This window comes from Sphingobacterium sp. (assembly GCF_039596235.1).
Classification (GTDB): domain Bacteria; phylum Bacteroidota; class Bacteroidia; order Sphingobacteriales; family Sphingobacteriaceae; genus Sphingobacterium.
Genome location: NZ_JBCNKE010000002.1, coordinates 550,216 through 572,096, shown reverse-complemented (window position 1 = coordinate 572,096; position 21,881 = coordinate 550,216). Strand labels below are relative to the sequence as shown.

Sequence of the window (21,881 nt, the reverse complement as noted above, 5' to 3'; positions counted from 1 at the left end):
AGCACCAGCAGAATCCACAAAAAATAAATTATAACTACATTTGTATATTAACTTTATATAATAAAAACATCGCTCGCAGTGGGAAGATTAAAAATAAAATATAAAAGAGAATTAAACACGACGGAAAATCTCATCCGAAAAATTGGACTCATATTGATCACTATCGTTCTGATCTGTATCTTTCTTCCCAAACAACCGCGATTCCGCTATGAATTTCAAAAGGGAAAAGTCTGGAACCATGAAAATCTTATTTCGCCCTACAATTTTGCGATCCTGAAGACGCAGGAAGAGCTCAATGCTGATAAAAAAGGAATTTTGAATACCATTCAGCCGATTTACAATGCCAATACGACAACAAGTAAAGAGCAGATTGATCAGTTCAACACCGACTTGTCCGAAAAATGGCAAAGCAGCAAGCTGGATACAACCCATGAAAATATAAATGATTATCGTAGTGCCGGAAATGCCATATTAAACCACCTCTATGGGAAAGGTATCCTCTCATTGAACAATCGGTTTCAAAACCGCAACAATGAGAAATCACCGGCTTCAAGACATTATAATTTTACGTTAATTCAAGATAAAGTCGCTACACAAAAAAACACCGCTGACTGTTATACGATCGAAAGCTCTTATGAATACATGGAAAATTTAATGCCCAAATTGACCAAAATCAAACAGAAGAGCTGGCTAGCGGAAACATTAAAAAACTATATCACCATTAATTACATTTATAACGATCAGCAGACCGAAGCACTGGAACAAAATGCCATCGCCAATATATCCGCTACCCGAGGTGTGGTCCAAAAAGGTGAACTGATTGCTGAAAAAGATAAGATTATATCCAATGAGACCTATCAAAAACTAGAGTCGCTACGCAAAGTATATGAGGACGAGGGTAAAATCAGTGGAAATCAAAACTATGTCACACTTGGGCAGTTTCTGATTATTTCACTCGCCCTTTCTATCCTAATGGTATTTCTCTTTCTGTTTCGTAAGGATATCTATTTTAACAATAGACTATTAATGATCATCATGATTGTGATCATAGGGATGCTTGCTGTGCTATCCTGGGCCATCAAGATCAAAATCCCAAATCTATACTATATTCCTTTTTGTGCGGTTCCTATTATCATTCGCATCCTATTTGACACGCGGGTCGCCCTAAATATCCATCTGTTAATGGTTCTCCTAGCTGGGCTATTCGTACCGAATAGTTTTGAGTTTGTCTTTTTACAATTTATGGCGGGCATTGTTGCAATTTATAGTATCAAAACGTTGGTGAAACGCGAACAGCTATTTGTCTCTTCTGCGATTATTCTGGCAACATATTGGATTGCATACATCGGCTTGGTCATCACAAGGAATGGCTCCATTGACACCATTTATTGGTCAGATTTACTCCCCTTTCTAGTGAGTGTACTGATTACATTGTTGGCCTATCCGATGATCTACGCCTTCGAAAAACTCTTTGGAATAGTATCTGATTTAACCTTGATGGAGCTGACAAACAGTAATTCCAAATTACTGCGGGAACTTTCCTTTAAAGCACCCGGCACATTTCAGCACTCCTTACAGGTCGCAAATCTGGCTGAGGCAGCAATTTATAAAATTGGGGGTAATCCCCTATTGGTCCGTGCAGGAGCATTATACCACGACATCGGTAAATTGACAAATCCTCAATTTTTTATTGAAAACCAAAAAACCGAAAAAAATCCGCATGATGAACTTTCCCCGGAGCAAAGTGCACAGATCATTATCTCACACGTTATCAAAGGTGTAGATGTCGCTAAGAAACATCAGCTTCCGGAAGTTATCCTTGACTTTATCCGAACCCACCATGGTACCACAAGGGTGGACTACTTTTACAATTTATTTGTTAAAAACAATCCGGACAAACTCGTGGATGAATCTTTATTCACCTACCCCGGACCGATTCCTTTCTCTAAGGAAACCGCTGTCCTAATGATGGCCGATTCAGTAGAAGCAGCGTCCAGAGCTTTAAAAGAACCCTCTGAGGAGTCCATCAATAACCTGGTAGATAAAATAATTGAACACAAATTGATGCGCGGACAATTCAACAATAGCAATATTACATTAAAGGATATCACCGAATCGGCCGTTATTTTCAAGGCTATGCTGAAAAGTATTTACCATGTTCGCGTGGATTATGATTTGAGCAAAAAAACAATGTAATTTTAATTGCTAAACAACAAATTGAAATTCAAATGCTTATTGTAACGTTACGCTTTTTTTGCATATTTTTTGATATTTAGGCTTTGCAGATTCAAATAATTGCCTTATGTTTGCAATGTCAAAACACGGAAGGGTGCCTGAGTGGCCGAAAGGAACAGTTTGCTAAACTGTCGTACTGGAAACGGTACCGCGGGTTCGAATCCCGCCTCTTCCGCCAAGACTGCAAAAAAGCTCAACGCAAGTTGAGCTTTTTTTATGCTAAACAATTCCTCAACACGCTTCTTCCCGCAACCTTTTCACCGCAGCAGATTCATGCGCTATAAGTGGAACTAACTCTTCCTTGGATAAAGATGAAGGTGCAGGGACAAAAACAACTTTAGGATAATCGATATAACGTTGGTAAAGAAGTTGAGCCCTTTGCATATGGAAATCCGATGTTACCACAATTAAAATCTGCGGATTCTGCTCCATAATCAACGCCCTGGACAATTTGAAGTCCTCTACCGTATTTGCGGAAAGGATACCATCTCCAAGTGCATGCTTCGGAACACCTTTCTCTATCAGGAATTTATGCGCATAAAAATAATGAGGCTGATCTGTCGTGTTAAAATGCGCCCCGAAACCACCGGTACAGACGATTTTAAAACCAGGGTTCCTTAAGTATAAATTGCAGGCACAATTTAGCCGGTCCTGCGCTATCTGAGCTAAATTACCCTGCGCATCGTTTGGAGCACCAAGTACTAAAATCATATTATTCATACCAGTAATCTACCGAAATTACTTAATTTATGCAATGCATTTCTAAATCCCCCCTGACATCTTCAACGCAGTGGGAGTATCGAAAACATAACAACTTTACCCTTTGGATTTGGGTGGAAAAAAGAAGGACTTTGGATTCATCTTAAAATAAATCCATACCGCTTTCGCCATTTTCGTCAGCTCTTTAGAAGACAGGTTTCTCGAACGGAATGCCAGAACCAACGACAACCCAAAGCTTACCAAAAAATTAAAAAGTCCGATAATCCCTATACCCAGAATTCCCCATATCCAGATAGCTGTGGATAATTCCATCTGATGCCCAAAAAGACCAAGCGCCAAATTTCCGCTTGCGAAAGTGATATGTCGAATATCCAAATTCAAACCGAGGAACATGCCTATGGAAGCTGTTGACCCCATAAAAACACCAAACCAAAGATTGGATACAATGCCAGCCCATTTCTTTTCATAAAAGGCAGCGATCTTATCAGTCTTCGTTTTTCCGAACAGTTTCTTCAACAAGGGATGCTCCTGAATCCTGTAGTAAACCGAATTATGTTTATCGCGATTTGAAATACTGCCGGCAATAATACCCGATAGAAATAAAAATACTCCGGCAATGGAAGCGTGCAAGATGACCGGAGTCTTGGTGGGATTTAAATCATCGACCAAATGCAACCATTTGGCACTTGCAATATTCACACCTGTGAGTTGCTGTATCCCCCAGACCAACAATAGGCTGACAGGAAAAGCCATAATCACATTCCCCACAAAAGCGATAAACTGCGAGCGAAATAAACGTGCAAAAAATTGCGCAAACACCCAATACCGGTGCCTGTCGGCACCTTGATCTGCCGTCCCTTGCTCGATAGCGCTCACCAGCGATGAGGCCGTCATCGCCGGCTGCTTGGTCGCTAAGGTAGCTCCAAAAAGATAAATAACCGTAAAGCCAATCGCGTAATTCAGGCTATATAAAAATGCATGTCCGAATTCACTCGTCCCTACTTTTCCCAATAATAATTTCACAATACACATCACTCCAACAATTACGCCCCCTCCACAGGCCGAGCGAAACATCTTCCAATATTCCTGATCGGTTGACGTAATATAATGCTCCCCTGTCTGTGCAGTATGATGCGTAATTTCGTAAGCCAGTAATTGGGTACTCTGCCCTATTAATTTACGGATATTGCTTTTTCTCGAATTATAACCGATAAGCGTTTTCGCCAGATGAATCGTCTTCTCTACTTTTTGGGATTCCATATCAATCACCAAAAAAGAGAGCATCTCTTTGATACGCTCCAGCTGCTGACGGATGCGCAATAAGGACTGATTCACCTTAATGGAAATACCAAAACGGTGCGAATTGCCAAATGCGGTTTCGATATAAGCCTCACATTGTCGATGAAGCACGAGCAATTGTTTATATGAAAGATCTTCTGAACTGATGTATTTCGTTTCCGATTGCAAAATACGGTCATTTAACTCCGTAAACTCCCGCATAATTGCGATAAAGGGACTATCGAAATTCTGGAACTCCGGCACCATTTTATTGACATCAGTTTCCATTGCCCGGCCGGTAATACGTTGCACTAACAGCTCGATCCCATACAGGATCTCGATCATTTCAAAACCCGTTTCATCATCATAGATGGAATTAAACGCACATAGCCGAAATAGTTCATATAATTGCTCCATTGAAATAGTGGCTATCCAATCCGCATCTTTTGGGGAATAAAATACCTGGTTCAGCAAATATTGTAAAGTTGATTTTGCCGGTTGATAAGGCAAATAACGTTCTGTTATCCGCTTCCTGAGCTCATAAATAAAATCTGCATAACTGATAATGCCTGTGTCAGACACCAGTTGGTCAAAATCTCTCTGCCTGAGAACCCGTTTAAGGTAGCGAATAAATTGATTTCTGCAATCCGCTGACTCCTGTAGAAAATCAAGAAAAAACTGGATATCGACCTGATAGAACAACTGCACTCTTTTTGGTCGAATGATCGAAACAATTAAAACCAATAGTTCAATTTCTACATATTCGGGATTATCCAATTGATTCCTGTAGCGATCAAATAGCGTACTTACTCGCTGTTTTTGATCTATTTTTTCTTTCATAAATTCCTATAATTTGCCTACAATCGCCTTTATTAGCCCTATAAGTTTTCACGTCTTAAGATACCACATTTGAGACAAAATTGTTTTGAAATCATAAAATCTATTTCCGCTGACCTACTATCCTATTAGGTTTAATACGGGTTAAATCCCTAGCAAGAAAATACCTGAAACCAGTGATAATCCTGCACAAAAATTCTTCTATTTTTGCAACAGTGAACAGGATAATGATGAAAACAATAAATTTCACACTGGCATATTTAAGCTTATTTCCCTGGCTTCTGAAAGCGCAGGATGGTATTTCCTTTGATGACGACTTTAATCTCTGGAATATACAGAAAGGGCAAACAGCCTTCATTTTTGCTGAAAAAGCCTATATTCGCTCCGCTCCCGGACTCCAAGCGAAACAAATAGACTCTTTAAGTATTGGGGCAACGGTTACAATGACAAGCGCCCCGCTCAAAGGCAGTACAATCAAGAACTTCTACGCCCCATGGTACCAGATTAGCTACATGAAGGATGGTCAACCTAAAAAAGGTTTTATCTGGCTGGGTTTATTGGCTCTTGGCAAACAGGTTGACCGGGAAGGTTTCCAATACCTCTATGGTTTTGAACGTTTTATCAAACCGCCAAATGAGGAAGAACAGGATTACTTTTTAACCAAAGTAAAAGTATTGAATCCCTACGACTCCTTGATCGCCAGCCAATCCTACACATTTGCATTTAACGGACAACTGAGTACGCAAAGCAAACTTTTGCCAAGCATGGGATTAACTCATGTAAAACAAATCTTACGCATGGAATTTATCTCCGGCGCCTGCGGAGTTCCCAGCGAATATCATTATGTTGCCTGGACCGGCCAGAAACTAATCAACCTACCCAGCAGGTATTCTGTCGCCGATGCAGGAGTCTTCTATTACGACGAGAAACTTCTGTTCCCTACAGAACACAAAAAAAACAACCAATTGATCTATAAGTATATCGAAGAAGGAGAAACCGAAAACGACGATATCGACGAACCCAAGTACCGCATCTCCAAAAGAGAAGAGCATTTTCAATGGGATGGGGATAAATTTGTCAAGCGCTCGTTACCAAAATAATTTTTAATAAATTCAACCGATTGGAACAACACATAAAGAAGTAAAAAATGGAAGATAATAATATATACGATTTATTCTACAGTGGACAGCTTGATCTGTTTATCATTGAAGCTGAAAATCAATTAAAACAAGATGACCAGGATGTCCCTCTTTGGACACATCTCGCAGTTGCCTATCACGACCAGGTATTCTACGAAGGACACGAAGCTATTTTTGATATCATACAGGAGAAGATGATCCCTTATTTTCAAAAAGCACTTCTTATAGAGCCGGAAAATGAAACAACACTCTATCACATGTTAAATTATGTCCTCGATAATCAGACCAGATTGGAACAGATCAATCGTCCAAGGAAACACATCAATGCGGACAACAAAGAGGAGTTTATCGGCTATGCAAAAAGGTTGATCGCTATACCGAAAATGGCTCCCTATGGCTACGGATTCCTGGCGGATATTTATGAAAGTCTCCAGGATGACACTGCCCTATTGCCTGTATTGGACGAAGGCATTGCTTATTTCCGTAAAGCGTTTAAGGATAACCGCGAAGCTGCCGATCAGAATTTCTCTATATTTTGGATAAAAAAAATATATCTCCTAGACCGTACCAAACAGATTTCGGGCGCCGCGCTAACGAATTTAATCGCCGAGGAATTTGATCACTTCATCAGCGGCAATGAGATGCAATATGTTGACCTTGCCGAGATCGCTTATGAAAACAACAATATCGACCTGGCTTTAAAAGTATTGTTAAAGCTTATCAGAGGAGAAAATTCAGCTGCACATATCCACAGGGAACTGGTCAAATGGCACAGCCGCTTCGAAGATCTTATTGCTGACGGTTATGAAAACCCGGCGGTATTCTATTATCAGCTTATCATCGAACGCAATTATTCGGAAGATATCGGTATTCCTTTGGACTATTACTATTTACACGCCTTAAAACTCATTGATCAATATCCTGACTTCTACACTGGCTATCATTTTGCGGCCGCATACCTGTATGATGAAGGACAATATGAAGCCGCATTACCTTATCTCCGTCAATTGGGCGAAAGGCAATGGAATGCAACTTCATGGCGGCGCCTCGTTGAATGTACCTACCTAACAACGGGCGAAGTACTTATGCAGGTTCCGACTTTTGATGACCTACCACGCGAACTCTATAATGAAGGCGTCCATTTAGCTGACTTTGTCGACAGTCTGGAAGAGCTATCAGCCGAAGATACGCTGGCCATGCGGCAGCTTTACCTTGCTGTTTACCGCCAGGCTTATGATGCCTTCGCTGCTTACTTCGAACAGGGGAAATATGAAAGTGATTATTTCGGTGGCAGCCACAATCGTGCAATGAATTGCAATAATCTCGCCGTCGCATTAAAGAATGTGGATCTCCTCGAAGAGAGTTATCAAATCGCAACTGAAGGGCTAAACTACTCAGAATTTGAAGAACTACATCAGACGCGAACAGACGCATTGTCTAAATTGGAGGATTATGAACGTTTAAAAGAAGCCCTCATACTATATTTCGACACCTACCAAGTCACTTTGAGCGACCTCAATGAAATGCGTGATGAAATAATAGAAGAACAATCTGCTGAGGATGAATCAGATCTGGTATTCCCAAGTTGCTATAAAATGTTTGTGTATCAGCTTGAAGCAAATTATCATCTGGGACTTTCGTCAGACATACGTGCCGAAGCGCAATATCTACTGGAGCATATCTATCAGTTCTACGTCAATCATCCTACCTTGAACGACTATCATTATCGGGATTTTGAAGCGGCTAAAAACGGTGTGGAAAATGTAATTTATGCTATTCTTGAGCCTTACGAACGCGATTACCGTATTCAGTATTATAACGATATGGCTCAGCAATATCCGCATGAAGCACAACCGCAATATATCCTTATGCAGCTTTACAATGAGGTATCAGACTATAGCGCGATCGTTACCGCTGCAAAGACCTACCTCAAAAATAAAAAGGAATTTATTATCGATGACTTTGATAAAGCAAAGACTTTATATATGATTATCAAAGGGCACTATTTCCTCTCCGAATTTAGATCGGGTGCAGAAGTATTTCAACGTCATGATGCTTGGGTCGCCACCGTCATGGATCCCGAAGATTATGTACTTTGGATAAAATTCGGAACCATGTTGCTTGCTGAACAGGAAAACCTGGCCGAAGTCAACCGCAATGTAATGGTCTTTAACAGCATCTATGCGCAACATGAATGGGGCTATGATGACGATTGTGAATCTATAAAGTTGGCTGAAGCACTTGTTAATTACAAAACGGGAAACCTAAAAAAAGCACACAGTTTACTCAATGAAGTACTGGCTTATTCAGACCATAGCGCGCTGGCAGACGAATATAAAAGAACCTGGAAGAAACCGGGTTTCTTATCAAACTTTAAGTTCTAGCGAACTTCGCGCCCAACTTAAAGAATATAAGAAGCGTAGTAAACATATCAGACTGTTTACTACGCTTCTATGTAATATACCCAGCTCATGCATACCCAGGTTCTTCGCCCATAAGACGTGTTTTCCCTATTGCTGCCACGATCACTCCAAAGTCAACACCTGAATAAGAGACAGCCATCCCAATGGCAGATTTAATACTTATCCAAAAAAAGCTATATTTGAATTGTGGTAGCACTAAAATATCTCATCGGACTAATTCTTTTTATTGGCTTATGGGCCAAACCGGCCATAGTATTTCCCTGCCATCAAAGCAAAGCTAATACCTGCCCGATAGACAGTCCGGAACATGCAAACAAAAAACAGGATTGTTGCCAAAAAGCTAAGAAAAAAAAGCTATGTCAGCAGCGTAAGCAATGTCGGGATTGTAATTGTCATTGCGCCGCAGCGACAAGTATACTCGCGGTGTCCACCCTTCCCGTTCAGCTACCCAAAATTTCCTTTTCAATCTTTAAAAAATTATATAGCGGTTTATTGTGCACCTATCTTTCGGAGGGCTATTTCTATCCATGGGTTCCGCCTAAAATAGCTTAAACAGCACTAACAAAAACTTTTTTGTCAAGTATATTCCCTATCAATTAAGAGAAAATTTAAGCACCTGCCAGGGGCGAGCCAATAAATAGATCACTTTTCGCAGGAATCAATGTACGTAATCCACAAAATTAAAATAGATGAAACTACTCAATAATATTATAGTAATTTGCCTTTTATCCAGCAGCCTATACAGCTACGGACAAAATACCGCCATGACAACACAAACTGTCAAAATCAGTGGCAACTGTGGTATGTGTAAAAAAACAATAGAAAAAGCCGGAAATTCAGCGGATTCCAAAGTAGATTGGAACGAGGATAACCAAACAGCAAAGGTGTCTTTTAATGCCGAAAAAACCTCTTTGGATGCGGTCCTGAAAAACATTGCACTGGCAGGTTATGACAATGAAAAATACCTAGCTCCGGCAACGACTTACGCCGAGCTACATGGATGTTGTCAATACGACAGAACATTGAGCGCTCCACCAGCCAACCATGAAAATAAAGAAGAAAGCGCTGAGAATTCATCTGTTGCTAAGGCGGGCAACTTTCAGCCCATTTATGATCAGTATTTCGTATTGAAAGACGCCCTTATCGCCGCTGATCATCAGGCTGTCACTGCTGGCGCTGCGAAACTGTCAAACCTGCTAACCACGTTAAAATCGACATCCCTGACAACGACTGAGCAACAGGTATGGAAAACACAGGCAAATTCGCTGGCACAACACAGCAAGGCACTTCAGAACGCGAAGGATCTTGCAAAACAACGCTTGGCATTTGTATCGCTTTCCGATGAGGTTTATAAACTGGCAAAAAGTTCCAAACCAGCACTTCCCGTTTATCAACAAAAATGCCCTATGTTTAACAGTGGCAAGGGCGCTACTTGGTTAAGTCTCGATAAAGAGGTCAAAAATCCATATTATGGTGCTCAAATGTTAACATGTGGAAGTACAATCCAAACCATACAATAAACGATACCAAAGCTGCTACAAAAGGTTCGTCTGCTGCGCAGACGGACCTTTTTAGCGATCTGCTTTTACTCATTGCTGTCGTTTTCCGGACGATTTCGCTTTCCTCCCACCCCCTCCTTAATTATCAGAAAGGGCTTTCGGTCGATTTCCCGCCCCCACATTTCCCACATTTGAGTCTGCCACCTTGGAAACGGACTGTAAATAACAGAAATAAAAACTGAAATGTTAAAAGGATAAACCTTAAAATATACCTTCTTTTATTGATTCAAAATAGTATATTAGGAGGAGTATCGCGCTGATTATCCAAAAGGTAAGAGTAACGATATCGTGATCAAATAAGATGAGATTAATCCATGGAAAAAGTAATTATTACAGGGGGAACGGGTGCTATTGGCCTTCATTTGACCAAGTTATTGGTCGCCAACTTCTATGAAGTGATCATCTTAACGAGGGACCCAAAGGCTTTCCCGGCCCAACCAAATGTGCGTTATGTTCATTGGGATCCCAAAAAACAGGTCATCGATACAAGATCGATCCAGGAAGCGGATTATATCATCAATTTAGCTGGCGCCAATCTCAATGGATCACGATGGACCAAGGCCTATCAACAAGAAATTATATCAAGCCGTGTAGAAAGCGGACAGCTGCTTTACCAGGCATTAAAACAGGTTCCAAATCAGGTAAAAACTGTTATATCAGCATCTGCGACCGGTTGGTATGGTGTCGATGACAGTTATCAGAAAAAACCCTTTGAAGAGGGAGATCCCCAAGGTGGTGAATTTTTATCCTGGGTCTGTAATCTATGGGAAGACAGTGTAAAACCAATTGAAACGCTCGGTAAAAGGCTTGTTGTCTTCCGGTTCGGTGTGGTAATCAGCAAAGATCAGGGCTTACTAAAAGAAATCAACCAGCTGCTTCGTTTTCGACTAAGTCCTATTTTGGGCTCGGGCAAACAGATGCTAAGCTGGATTCACATGGAAGACCTCGCCCGCATGCTGCTATTCGCAATCCAAAACAATGCCCTCGCAGGCGTCTACAATGCATGCTCCTCTGATCCGATGCCCCTTGGTCAGTTCACCAAGCGGATTGCCAAACGTCGGTTCGGCATCGGCTACATTCCATTTCCGGTACCTGCCTTCCTGATCAAACTGATGTTTGGAAAAAAAGGACAGGAAATGGTGCTCAACGGAACCTGGGTAAGTAACAAAAAGATACTGCAAGAAAAATTTCCTTTTAAATACCCCACTTTGGACAATAATTGTATAGATAATTTACACATCGGTTAATTGTTAATTCGCGTTAATTCAAGCCCTTTTCGGGACAAAATCCGTATATTTGCGGCTTATGAAGATCTTTAGATATGGCGCAAAGGGCTCCGAAAAGGCGGGAGTCATTTTAAATGAAAAGAAATATGATGTTTCAGAAGGAAATTTTCAATATAACCGTGATTTCTTTGCAAATACGGCAAATTTGGAAAAACTTCAAGCATATGTAGAACAAAATTACGACAACTTAAAAGAGATCGCTGCGGACGAGCGCATTGGCACTCCCCTAGAAGCTCCTTCCAAAATTCTCTGTGTGGGACTCAACTTCGACGATCACGTTAAGGAAACCAAATTGCAACAGGCCGCAGAACCCATTGTGTTCATGAAATCTGTTTCCGCTTTTAATGGACCTTTCGATGGTATTACATTACCTAAAAATTCGGTGAAATCCGATTGGGAAACGGAGCTCGCAATTGTTATCGGTAAAAAAGCATCCTATGTTAGCGAAGAGGAAGCATTGGATCATGTTTTTGGCTATGTATTACATAACGATGTAACTGAACGGGAGTTTCAGATCGAAAGAGGTGGTACTTGGGACAAGGGCAAAGGCTGCGATACATTCGCTCCAATTGGACCGTTCATTGCTACAAAAGATGAAATCCAAGACGTCGATAATTTGCGAATTTGGCTTAAATTAAATGGCGAACTTATGCAGGACGGTAACACCAGCGATTTCATCTATCGCGTGCCTAAGTTAATATCCTATCTGAGCCAGTTCATGTCCTTACTTCCAGGTGACATCATCTCAACCGGTTCACCGGCAGGTTCGGGTATGGGAAAATCCCCACAACGCTTCCTTCTCGATGGCGATATTATTGAATACGGTATAGAGGGACTTGGATCCGGGAAACAAGTGATATCTGCTCATCCCTTATCCTAACATCCTATCCTAAGGGACCGATCTTTCCTGTCTTTATTTTTTGTCTGGAAAGATCGGCTTAATGGCTATTTTTTCGTCATTTCATTGTAATTTATCAACCGCATTTGTGTACATTTATAGCGACATCCACTTTGTTAACATAAATGCATAAATCCCTACAGGGTCAATGATTCAACTGAACAACATATCTAAATCATTCGAGGTTAAATCCCAACGAATAGATGCATTGAAGAGTCTCTCCCTATCCATTGCCAAAGGAGAAATATTTGGCGTTATAGGGGCCTCGGGTGCTGGTAAAAGCACGCTAATTCGTTGCGTCAATCTACTGGAAAGACCTGATACAGGTCAAGTCATTATTGAAAATGAGGACCTGATGTCCATGTCATCCAAGGATTTAATGATGAAACGAAGAAAGATCGGCATGATCTTCCAACATTTCAACCTGTTGTCGTCACTGACAGTTTTTGAAAATATAGCTTTTCCGCTGCAACTGGAAGGTAGATCTAAGGCATTTATCCGCGAAAAAGTTTCGGCATTACTCAATCTAGTCGGATTGGATGATAAGGCCGAGAGTTATCCGGCGAATTTATCCGGCGGACAAAAACAACGGGTAGCAATTGCTCGTGCACTCGCAAATGATCCCCATATCCTGCTTTGTGACGAGGCTACCAGTGCACTGGACCCGGCTACAACGAAATCTATACTCAGTTTATTAAAAAAGATAAACAAGCAGCTGGGACTTACCATCTTACTGATCACCCATGAAATGGATGTGATCAAAAGGATATGTGATCAAGTGGCCGTACTGGATCAGGGACTTTTGATTGAGAGCGGATCCGTTGAATCCATTTTCGCCAACCCGCAGCAAGAAACCACCAAAAACTTTATCCAATCCTCTTTGCAGGTCGATATCCCCCTAAGTTTTCAGGAACGATTAAAAGATAAAGGTAATCCACTTGTCGAGATTTATATGGCCTCAAGTGAGGATTCCATTCCATTTATACAACAACTGGAACAACACTATCAGGTCAAAACAAATATTATAACCGCACAGATCGATTACGTTGGAGAGATGAAATTTGGTGTTATACTGGCCGAATTATCAGGCGACGCCGAACATATGATAGCTAGCCTCTCCTATTTAAAAGAACAGCATCCGCAAACTAAAATATTGGGTTATGTCTGATCAGGTACTGAATTTACTATTATCAGGAACGTTTGAAACGTTAATGATGACTTTCCTCTCAGGCTTCTTTGGCTTTGTGATCGGATTGCCGCTGGGGATTTACCTATTCCTAACCAGGAAACATCAACTGCTGGAAAACAAAACAATGCACCAGATTGTTTCGTTGCTAGTGAACGTGTTCCGGTCTATTCCATTCATTATTCTTATTGTATGGATGATTCCATTTACGCGTCAGCTCGTAGGAACATCTATAGGCATGGCAGCAGCATTGGTCCCTTTAAGCATTGGTGCAGCTCCATTCATCGCACGTTTGGTGGAAAACAGCTTATTGGAAATTCCACATGGGTTAATTGAAGCGGCCAGGGCAATGGGTGCAAGTACCCGGCAGGTAATCTTTAAAGTATTGCTTCCGGAAGCCTTACCTTCGCTGGTCAACAATGCAACAATAACGTTAATTACACTTGTAGGCTATTCGGCTATGGGTGGTGCTGTCGGAGCGGGCGGGCTGGGACAGATTGGTTATCAATACGGCTATGTCGGTTATGACACCTTTATCATGAATGCTGTCCTAATTTTGTTAATTTTAATTGTATTCCTGTTGCAATATACAGGCGATTACATATCAAAAAAAGTAAACCATCGTTAACATAAATTGTATCATATGAAACCATCATGATTTATTCGATCATACTATGGAGTGAATAACCGAACAAAGCGAGCTCATGAATGCCGCTTAAACATACACTCGACGAATAAATCTGATAGCTTCATCACAACTAAAACCGCCGAAGGCAGCATGAATGCCTTAAAGGGAAAATTGATTAATGAATAAACAAATTAAACAGATGAAAAAATTGAACTACGCATTTGCAATCTTAGCCTTTAGTCTAACGGCTATTGTAGCTTGTAACAACAGGGAAAAGAAGGAAAATACCCTTAAAGTCGGTGTGGTGACGGGACCCGAAAAGGAACTTGCGGAGACGGCTAAGAAAGTTGCAAAAGAAAAGTTCAATCTAGATGTGGAACTCGTTGCCTTCAATGATTATGTCGTCCCCAATGAAGCACTGAACCAAGGTGATATCGATGTCAATGTATTCCAGCATCAACCTTATCTTCAGGAGCAATCCAAACAGCGCGGTTTTACCAACTTAACCATTGTAGGAAATACATTTGTATTTCCGATTGTTGCTTATTCCAAAAAGATCAAAACCATTACAGAGCTTCAACTCGGAGCCAGCATTGCCATTCCAAATGACCCAACAAACGGTGGCCGGTCACTTCTACTTCTTCAGCGTGAGGGAATCATTGGCTTAAAGGAAAATGTTGGCATACAACCCAAAGTCACAGACATTGTAAGCAATCCGAAACAGATTAAAATTATCGAAATGGAAGCCCCCCAGCTCCCTCGTGTGCTTGATGACCCTCAGGTCGCCATTGCGATTATCAATAATAGCTTTGCTTCACAGGCCGGACTGGACCCTGAAAAACAAGGTTTGTTTACAGAAGATAAAGAATCACCTTATGTCAACTTAATTGTTGCCCGGGCAGATAACAAAAATGACGAAAAAGTACAGCATTTTATACAGTCCTATCAATCTCCTGAAGTCGAAGCAACAGCGAAGAAGGTATTTAAAAACGGCGCCATAAAAGGCTGGTAAGCTCCAAAAACATGATAGCAGCAACTGATTCATGCCCCTGCGGCTCCGGTTCAACTTTTGGCGAATGCTGTTTACAGATCCACGATAGCCATGCGAAGGCTACAACAGCTGAAATGCTTATGCGGGCACGTTATAGCGCTTTTGCGATAGGAAACATTGACTTTTTGTACAACACATTCCACCCGACAACACGGAGATTTCAAAATAAGCATGCGATTCAGCAATGGGCAGAGGAAAATAAGTGGATGCAGTTAACTATCCTGAAAACAACTTTTTCAACAGTGGAATTTGAAGCCCATTATCTCGACGCAACAATGGAGGTGCAGATTCATCACGAAAAATCCACATTTAAACAACAGGGTAAGCTTTGGTATTATGTAGACGGTCGATAGGTTACCTTCGATCAATCGACAAAACCTCCATACTCTTATCCCTTATAAGCATCAACAGCTGTGAAAACCAAGGTGCTTGTTGACCACTAGAAGACAGACATTGTCAGAAAAAAAAGCGGCTCCAACACATAACGCATTGGAGCCGCTTTTTTATAAGGTAATTGCTATATTCATTAAACCAATTCTTCGGTATCTTCCCGGTAAGGTGCTTCTTCATCAAATTCTCCCTCCCACTTCGCGACAACAACCGTTGCGAGACAATTACCCACAACATTGACAGAGGTACGCGCCATATCCATCAATTCGTCTATCCCCAGAATGGCAGCAATCACAAAGGTCGGGAGACCAAACTGATCCGCGGTTGCGATTAAGATAATTAATGAAGCACGAGGCACAGCAGCAACGCCCTTAGAGGTAATCATCAGGGTAAAAGCAATCATCAACTGTTGCCCAAATGACAAATGAATACCTGCTGCCTGTGCGACGAAAATTGAGGCCAACGATAAATAAAGGGAGGTTCCATCCAGATTAAAGCTATAACCCGTTGGGATCACAAATGAGACGATCTTACGCGGTACACCAAACTTCTCCATGGCACTCATGGCTTTTGGCAGAGCAGCATCCGAGCTTGTTGTCGCAAAAGCAATAGATACCGGCTCTTTGATTGCGTTGATAAAACGTTTGACCGGAATCCTTAAATAAAGTGCAACAGGAAGTAAGACCAGCGTCAAAAAGCAAAACAAAGCAAAATACAATGTCGCCAATAGCATAAATAAGTTTTTCAGAATATCAACACCGAGATGTCCAACCGTGTAGGCCATCGCAGCACCCACCCCAACCGGAGCAAAATACATAATGATGTTCGTAAACTTAAACATCGTCTCCGACATACTTTCCGTAAAATCCACCAAAGGCTTCCGTTTCTTCTCATCAACCATCGCAAGGCCAATTCCGAATAATACCGAAAACACAACAATTTGTAACACCTGGTTATCGGCGACAGACTTGACGATATTCTCCGGAAAAAGATCGCGAATAAATGCCGTAAACTTATAAACTGGATGTACATTATCCGGGAGGGATTTCAGTACATGCTGGTCCAAACTCTCTTTAGGGGCCGGTAACTCTTCATGTGGCATGTGCGCAACATCCACCCCTACACCTGCCCGGGTGAGGTTGATCGCACCCAAACCGATAAAAATCGCACAGGTCGTCGCACAGAAGAAATATAACATGGACTTCCAAGCCATACGCCCCACCTGCTTCAAATCAGAGTGCCCCGCAATACCATAAACCAGTGTAGCAAAAAGAATAGGTCCAACAATTGTTTTTACCAATTTGATGAAGCCCTTGCTCAATGGCTGCAAAGAAATTGCCAGATTAGGGAAATCCAATCCCACAAAAATCCCCAGGATCATACAGGTCAGGATCCAGGTAGTCAAATTTTTCTTATAAAGCGCATTCACAACCAAAACCGTGGCAACTATCCAACGGACAGCCATTAGAAATTCATGCGAAAAGCCCACAACTTTAGATTCGTACAATACAGCAATGATACAAGCTAATGTAACTGTGATGAGGGTGATTAACCCTATTTTGGTTTTTAACATTTAAAAGATTTTAATGGTCAAAAGAACAAAAATAAAAAAATACTATGCTTTTGCAAATAATATTATTTAAATAGCCCAACTTTCGCAACAAAATACCGATTTCGTCAAATGCTATAGGGGCAAAAAAAAGCAGGATAATTTCTTACCCTGCTCTATATTTTAACGGAATATAGATTATTCCGCGTGTAACCAAGCTTTTTTCGCTAATAGTTCATCATTGGACTCCCGTACATCTTCGTCATCCACACAACAATCTACCGGACAAACAGCGGCACATTGTGGCTCATCATGAAAACCCACACATTCCGTACATTTATCCGAAACAATATAATAAACTTCATTTGAAATTGCTTCCTGTGCTTCATTTGCATCAAGCGTAACGCCGTCACCAAAATCTATAACACCATCCAAAGCAGTACCATCTGAGAATTTCCAAGTTACACCAGCATCGTATATTGCATTATTTGGGCATTCCGGTTCGCAAGCACCACAGTTAATGCATTCGTCTGTAATTTTAATCGCCATTTATAACCTCACAATTATGATAAATAAACTATTTTTGCATTATCAATATGAAAACAAAGTCTGATTGTACAATAAGGCTAGTTGATTCACGTTGATTAATGTTAACAGCACAAATATAACACAAATTTGTGTATTCATCTTTTAAAAATTTAATATTTTGACAAAGCAACAACGAATAAATGCGTTTGTAAAACTGGGTGAACTGTTGAAGGTGCAACCTGAAGATCTTACTCAGATCATTCAACTGGCACAGCATAAAAACCCTTGGTATACCCGCCAAAATGTTGAAAGAGCCTTACATGCGATTTCATCCAACTTAACGGCGGAAAAACTGAATCATTGGCTACACAACTACCCGGATATCGAATCAACTAAAACAGTAGGATTAATCCTTGCCGGAAATATACCTCTTGTCGGATTTCATGACATCCTTTGTGTCCTAATCAGTGGATTCAAAGCGAAAATTAAACTATCCTCAGATGATGCCGGTTTAACGACTTATGTGCTCAATCGTCTAAAACAACTGGAACCTGACTTTGCGGCAGCGTTTGAAATCGTCGATAAACTCAAAGACTTCGACCTCGTGATTGCAACGGGTTCAAACAATACGGCTCGTTATTTCGACTATTATTTTGGATCTAAACCACATATTATCCGCCGCAATAGAAACAGCGTTGCTGTCATTACAGGACAGGAATCCCCGGCCCAGCTGGAAGCCCTAGGTCACGATATCTTTGACTATTTCGGCCTCGGCTGCCGCTCGGTTTCCAAGCTTTTCATTCCAAAAGCGTATGCAGTAGCGCATTTTTTTGAAGGAATAGCGGCTTATAAAGACGTATCCGAACACTTTAAATACAATAATAATTACGACTATAATAAATCCATCTATCTGATCAACGGCGATAAGCATTTTGACAATGGATTTCTGCTGCTCAAACAGGATCCGCGTATGGCCTCCCCGCTATCCGTGGTTTATTACGAGGAATACAGTTCCCTTGAAGATGTCGAACAGGAACTAAAGCAGCAAGCTGAACAGATCCAGTGTGTCGTCTCGGAGGTCCCATTGAACATACAGTCCCCGGTTTTTCATTTCGGTGAAAGTCAATGCCCGGCCCTGGACGATTATGCAGACGGTATAAATACGCTGGATTTTTTATTTGCAAACCCGTAAGCTTCCGTTAAATTCGTAGTAAAGAAATTGCATTAAAAATGCTAACTTTGAAATCATGTATATCATTAAAGTAAAAGGTGTCGCCAAAATTCCCGACTATGTGCAGCTGCGAGATGATGCCTTCACCTTGTTGGCATATTTTAGAGTGGATCGACCTGACAAATCCCTAGACAAGATCGGATTGGGAGAAAAGGCGGAATATATCATGCAATTGGTGAGAGAAATGCCTTTTGGTCAAATTAAAAAATTAGAGTTTTAACGCCCATGATTGAAAATAAAGTAATTACATTAAAGAACGTTGATATCTTTCAACAGAAACATTTAGTTTTATCCAATGTCAATTTAAGTATTGGTAAGGGAGAATTTCTCTACCTTATCGGACAGTCTGGCAGTGGAAAAAGTAGTTTATTAAAAATCATCTATGGCGATTTATATATCGGCAACGGAGAGGGAATGATCGCCGGATTTGATCTCAAAAAACTTCATGAAAATGATGTGCCCTATTTACGCCGGAAATTGGGTATTGTCTTTCAGGACTTTCATTTACTCTCAGACCGGACGATAGAAAAAAATCTGGAATTCGCGCTGAAAGCCACTGGCTGGAAAGATAAAAAAATGATCGATGGACGCATCCTGGACGTTTTGGAGAAAGTTGGACTCCGTTCAAAACTAAAGAAAATGCCCCATGAACTTTCCGGTGGTGAGCAACAGCGGATCGTTATCGCCCGTGCGCTGCTGAATAACCCAGAGATTATCCTTGCGGATGAGCCTACCGGAAACCTCGACCCCGCTACCTCAGAGGAAATTGTCCTTTTACTCCGTGACATCGCCAATTCCGGAACAGCAATTTTAATGGCCACCCACGATTATACCATTATCCGTAATATGCCTTCCCGAATTATTAAAACTGGAGATGGCATCCTACAGGACAATGTCAGCATCTAAGTGAAAAACTGACAACTAAAAAGACATTTTTGCAAATTCCGACAAATTGTTAGGTTATTTTATTAAAATCTGACAAGCTGTCGGAATTTTATTGTTTGGCAAAAACTTTGAGAAAAGAAGATATAGAAAATTTTTGAATCTATTTTAGCATTGAAGATATGAATGAGCAAGATAATTATTACGATGAGAGTCAAGATCAAGTAGAAACGAATTCTTCTGATCAACAAGAGCAGCCTTCCGATAATCCGGTAGAATTGTCTGCCGAAGAAAAGTTGGCCGCAGAATTGGCAGAGGCTAAGGATAAATATATTCGTCTTTCTGCTGAATTTGACAATTATAGAAAACGTACAAGTAAAGAACGTGTTGAATTGATTCAATCCGCAGGGAAAGATGTGATCAGTAAATTATTACCGACCTTAGATGATTTTGACCGGGCATTAAACGCAATGGAAACTGCTTTAGACGTAGAATCCGTTAAAACAGGAATGGAGATTGTCAACAACAAATTAAGACAGACATTATCTCAACTCGGATTAAAAGAAATGGAAACTGTGGGTCAGGCATTTGATCCTGAATTACAAGAAGCGATTACATCTATTCCAGCTCCTACAGCAGATTTAAAAAATAAAGTAGTGGATGTCATTGAAAAAGGATACTACCTGGGTGACAAAGTGATCCGTCACGCAAAAGTAGTTATAGGTCAATAATATTAAGACGATGTCAAAAAGAGATTATTACGATATACTTGGTGTCGCGCGTTCAGCGGACGAGAAGGAGATTAAATCAGCCTATCGCAAATTAGCGATTAAGTATCACCCGGACAAAAACCCCGGTGATCATGAAGCTGAGGAAAAATTTAAGGAGGCTGCTGAGGCATACGATATCTTGAGCAATCCACAGAAACGTCAACGTTATGACCAGTTTGGCCATGCCGGCAATTCCGCAAGCGGAGGCTACGGTGGTGGCGGCGGCATGAATATGGAAGATATATTTAGCCAATTTGGTGATATTTTTGGTGGCGGACACCCTTTCGAGAGTTTCTTCGGTGGTGGTGGCGGTCAGCGCGGTGGACGTCGTGTCGCACGTGGAAGCAACTTGCGTATTAAAGTTAAATTGACTCTTGAAGAAATCGCCAAAGGTGTTGAGAAGAAAGTAAAAGTTAACAAACAGGTTTCCTGCCATAGCTGCGATGGCTCAGGTGCAAAAGATAAATCCTCTTTCCATACCTGTAAAACCTGTGGTGGCTCTGGATCCGTACGTAGGGTAACGAATACTATTCTTGGACAAATGCAAACCACCAGCACCTGCCCTACCTGTAACGGTGAAGGTGTTGAAATCACGGCAAAATGTACGACCTGTAGAGGTGAAGGATTAGAACGTGGCGAAGAGACTATCGCAATTAATATCCCAGCCGGCGTAAGCGAAGGTATGCAGCTCTCCATGAGTGGCAAAGGAAATGCCGCACCTCGCGGTGGTGTTCCCGGAGATCTTATTATATTAATCGAAGAAGTACCGCACGAAAGCTTAAAACGCGATGGCCTGAATGTGATCTATGATCTGTACATTAATTTTGTGGATGCCACATTAGGTACCAGTGTCGAAGTTCCGACAATTGATGGAAAAGCTAAAATAAAAATCGAACCCGGAACTCAGGGCGGTAAAATATTACGTCTGAAAGGAAAAGGTATTCCTGAAGTCAATTCTTACCATAAAGGTGATCAACTTGTGTATGTGAATATATGGACGCCAAAAGTTGTATCCAACGAAGAAAAAGAATTGTTGAATAAGCTGAAAGAATCACCAAACTTTAAACCACAACCCGGTAAAAGTGAAAAATCATTCTTTGAACGTATCAAAGAATACTTCGAATAAATTCGAATCAACCGATAGCAAAAGCGCCATTGATCAAATTGATCAATGGCGCTTTTTTTTGCTTTCTTACGGTAAACTGACAAATATAAACAAAAAGTCAACTCAATATAGAAATTCAAAAAACAAACCGATGTTTATTAAAAAATAACAAAATTTAATTAATTG

19 protein-coding genes and 1 tRNA gene are annotated in these 21,881 nt (G+C 41.0%); 16 read left to right on the top strand and 4 right to left on the bottom strand.

The features are described 5' to 3' along the window. The first annotated feature begins 78 nt into the window (after positions 1-78). Together ABDW32_RS06575 and ABDW32_RS06570 are read left to right on the top strand one after the other, a co-directional pair. The gene (locus ABDW32_RS06575) at positions 79-2,196 is read left to right on the top strand and encodes an HDIG domain-containing metalloprotein (protein WP_343560616.1); all 2,118 of its coding nucleotides are present in this window, start codon (positions 79-81) and stop codon (positions 2,194-2,196) included. A gap of 127 nt (positions 2,197-2,323) precedes the next feature. After that, a tRNA-Ser gene (locus ABDW32_RS06570) sits at positions 2,324-2,413 on the top strand. Positions 2,414-2,466: 53 nt separating this feature from the next. Here ABDW32_RS06570 and ABDW32_RS06565 read toward each other — a convergent pair. Both ABDW32_RS06565 and ABDW32_RS06560 read right to left on the bottom strand, forming a co-directional pair. Continuing rightward, positions 2,467-2,946 (bottom strand): YdcF family protein, encoded by a 480-nt coding sequence (locus tag ABDW32_RS06565; protein WP_343560614.1) that lies wholly within the window; start codon positions 2,944-2,946, stop codon positions 2,467-2,469. 105 nt (positions 2,947-3,051) lie between these two features. Then, positions 3,052-5,073 carry a hypothetical protein gene (locus ABDW32_RS06560; RefSeq protein WP_343560612.1) on the bottom strand — a complete coding sequence of 674 codons (2,022 nt, stop codon included), beginning with the start codon at positions 5,071-5,073 and terminating at the stop codon, positions 3,052-3,054. A gap of 224 nt (positions 5,074-5,297) precedes the next feature. Between ABDW32_RS06560 and ABDW32_RS06555 the strand changes: the two genes are divergently transcribed. The 9 genes from ABDW32_RS06555 (at position 5,298) to ABDW32_RS06515 (ending at position 15,593) form a co-directional block, all read left to right on the top strand. Then, the gene (locus tag ABDW32_RS06555) at positions 5,298-6,170 is read left to right on the top strand and encodes a hypothetical protein (RefSeq protein WP_343560610.1); all 873 of its coding nucleotides are present in this window, start codon (positions 5,298-5,300) and stop codon (positions 6,168-6,170) included. Positions 6,171-6,217: 47 nt separating this feature from the next. Beyond that, entirely contained in the window at positions 6,218-8,593 is a 2,376-nt protein-coding gene (locus ABDW32_RS06550) for a hypothetical protein (RefSeq protein WP_343560608.1), read from the top strand. Between the two features lie 728 nt (positions 8,594-9,321). Beyond that, a complete protein-coding gene (locus ABDW32_RS06545; protein WP_343560606.1) occupies positions 9,322-10,152 on the top strand; it encodes a DUF3347 domain-containing protein in 831 nt (276 codons plus the stop codon). A gap of 353 nt (positions 10,153-10,505) precedes the next feature. Next, the gene (locus ABDW32_RS06540) at positions 10,506-11,438 is read left to right on the top strand and encodes a TIGR01777 family oxidoreductase (RefSeq protein ID WP_343560604.1); all 933 of its coding nucleotides are present in this window, start codon (positions 10,506-10,508) and stop codon (positions 11,436-11,438) included. A 58-nt stretch (positions 11,439-11,496) separates the two neighbouring features. Further along, positions 11,497-12,357, top strand: a complete 861-nt coding sequence (locus ABDW32_RS06535; RefSeq protein WP_343560602.1) for a fumarylacetoacetate hydrolase family protein — start codon at positions 11,497-11,499, stop codon at positions 12,355-12,357. Positions 12,358-12,523: 166 nt separating this feature from the next. After that, positions 12,524-13,543 (top strand): methionine ABC transporter ATP-binding protein, encoded by a 1,020-nt coding sequence (locus ABDW32_RS06530; protein WP_343560600.1) that lies wholly within the window; start codon positions 12,524-12,526, stop codon positions 13,541-13,543. Further along, positions 13,536-14,189, top strand: coding sequence for a methionine ABC transporter permease MetI (gene metI, locus ABDW32_RS06525; RefSeq protein ID WP_343560598.1), 654 nt, complete (start codon positions 13,536-13,538; stop codon positions 14,187-14,189). The genes ABDW32_RS06530 and metI overlap by 8 nt, the downstream gene beginning before the upstream one ends. Positions 14,190-14,388: 199 nt before the next feature. Then, complete coding sequence (gene metQ, locus ABDW32_RS06520) at positions 14,389-15,201, top strand: methionine ABC transporter substrate-binding lipoprotein MetQ (RefSeq protein ID WP_343560596.1); 813 nt, start codon at positions 14,389-14,391, stop codon at positions 15,199-15,201. Between the two features lie 11 nt (positions 15,202-15,212). Continuing rightward, positions 15,213-15,593 (top strand): YchJ family metal-binding protein, encoded by a 381-nt coding sequence (locus tag ABDW32_RS06515; protein ID WP_343560594.1) that lies wholly within the window; start codon positions 15,213-15,215, stop codon positions 15,591-15,593. A 173-nt stretch (positions 15,594-15,766) separates the two neighbouring features. On the opposite strand, the gene ABDW32_RS06510 is transcribed toward ABDW32_RS06515, so the two are convergent. Both ABDW32_RS06510 and ABDW32_RS06505 read right to left on the bottom strand, forming a co-directional pair. After that, on the bottom strand, positions 15,767-17,203 hold the full coding sequence (locus ABDW32_RS06510) for a cation:dicarboxylase symporter family transporter (protein WP_343560592.1): 1,437 nt from the start codon (positions 17,201-17,203) through the stop codon (positions 15,767-15,769). 174 nt (positions 17,204-17,377) lie between these two features. Continuing rightward, entirely contained in the window at positions 17,378-17,728 is a 351-nt protein-coding gene (locus tag ABDW32_RS06505) for a 4Fe-4S dicluster domain-containing protein (RefSeq protein WP_077434788.1), read from the bottom strand. A 157-nt stretch (positions 17,729-17,885) separates the two neighbouring features. Between ABDW32_RS06505 and ABDW32_RS06500 the strand changes: the two genes are divergently transcribed. The 5 genes from ABDW32_RS06500 to dnaJ all read left to right on the top strand — a co-directional run bounded on the left by ABDW32_RS06500 (position 17,886) and on the right by dnaJ (position 21,716). Continuing rightward, positions 17,886-18,899 (top strand): acyl-CoA reductase, encoded by a 1,014-nt coding sequence (locus tag ABDW32_RS06500; RefSeq protein WP_343560589.1) that lies wholly within the window; start codon positions 17,886-17,888, stop codon positions 18,897-18,899. Positions 18,900-18,954: 55 nt separating this feature from the next. Then, positions 18,955-19,158, top strand: coding sequence for a hypothetical protein (locus ABDW32_RS06495; RefSeq protein WP_046672891.1), 204 nt, complete (start codon positions 18,955-18,957; stop codon positions 19,156-19,158). 5 nt (positions 19,159-19,163) lie between these two features. Then, positions 19,164-19,844, top strand: coding sequence for an ATP-binding cassette domain-containing protein (locus ABDW32_RS06490; RefSeq protein WP_077434792.1), 681 nt, complete (start codon positions 19,164-19,166; stop codon positions 19,842-19,844). 158 nt (positions 19,845-20,002) lie between these two features. Then, complete coding sequence (locus ABDW32_RS06485; protein ID WP_343560586.1) at positions 20,003-20,551, top strand: nucleotide exchange factor GrpE; 549 nt, start codon at positions 20,003-20,005, stop codon at positions 20,549-20,551. Positions 20,552-20,561: 10 nt separating this feature from the next. Then, entirely contained in the window at positions 20,562-21,716 is a 1,155-nt protein-coding gene (dnaJ, locus tag ABDW32_RS06480; RefSeq protein WP_077434796.1) for a molecular chaperone DnaJ, read from the top strand. The last annotated feature ends 165 nt before the right edge of the window (positions 21,717-21,881 follow it).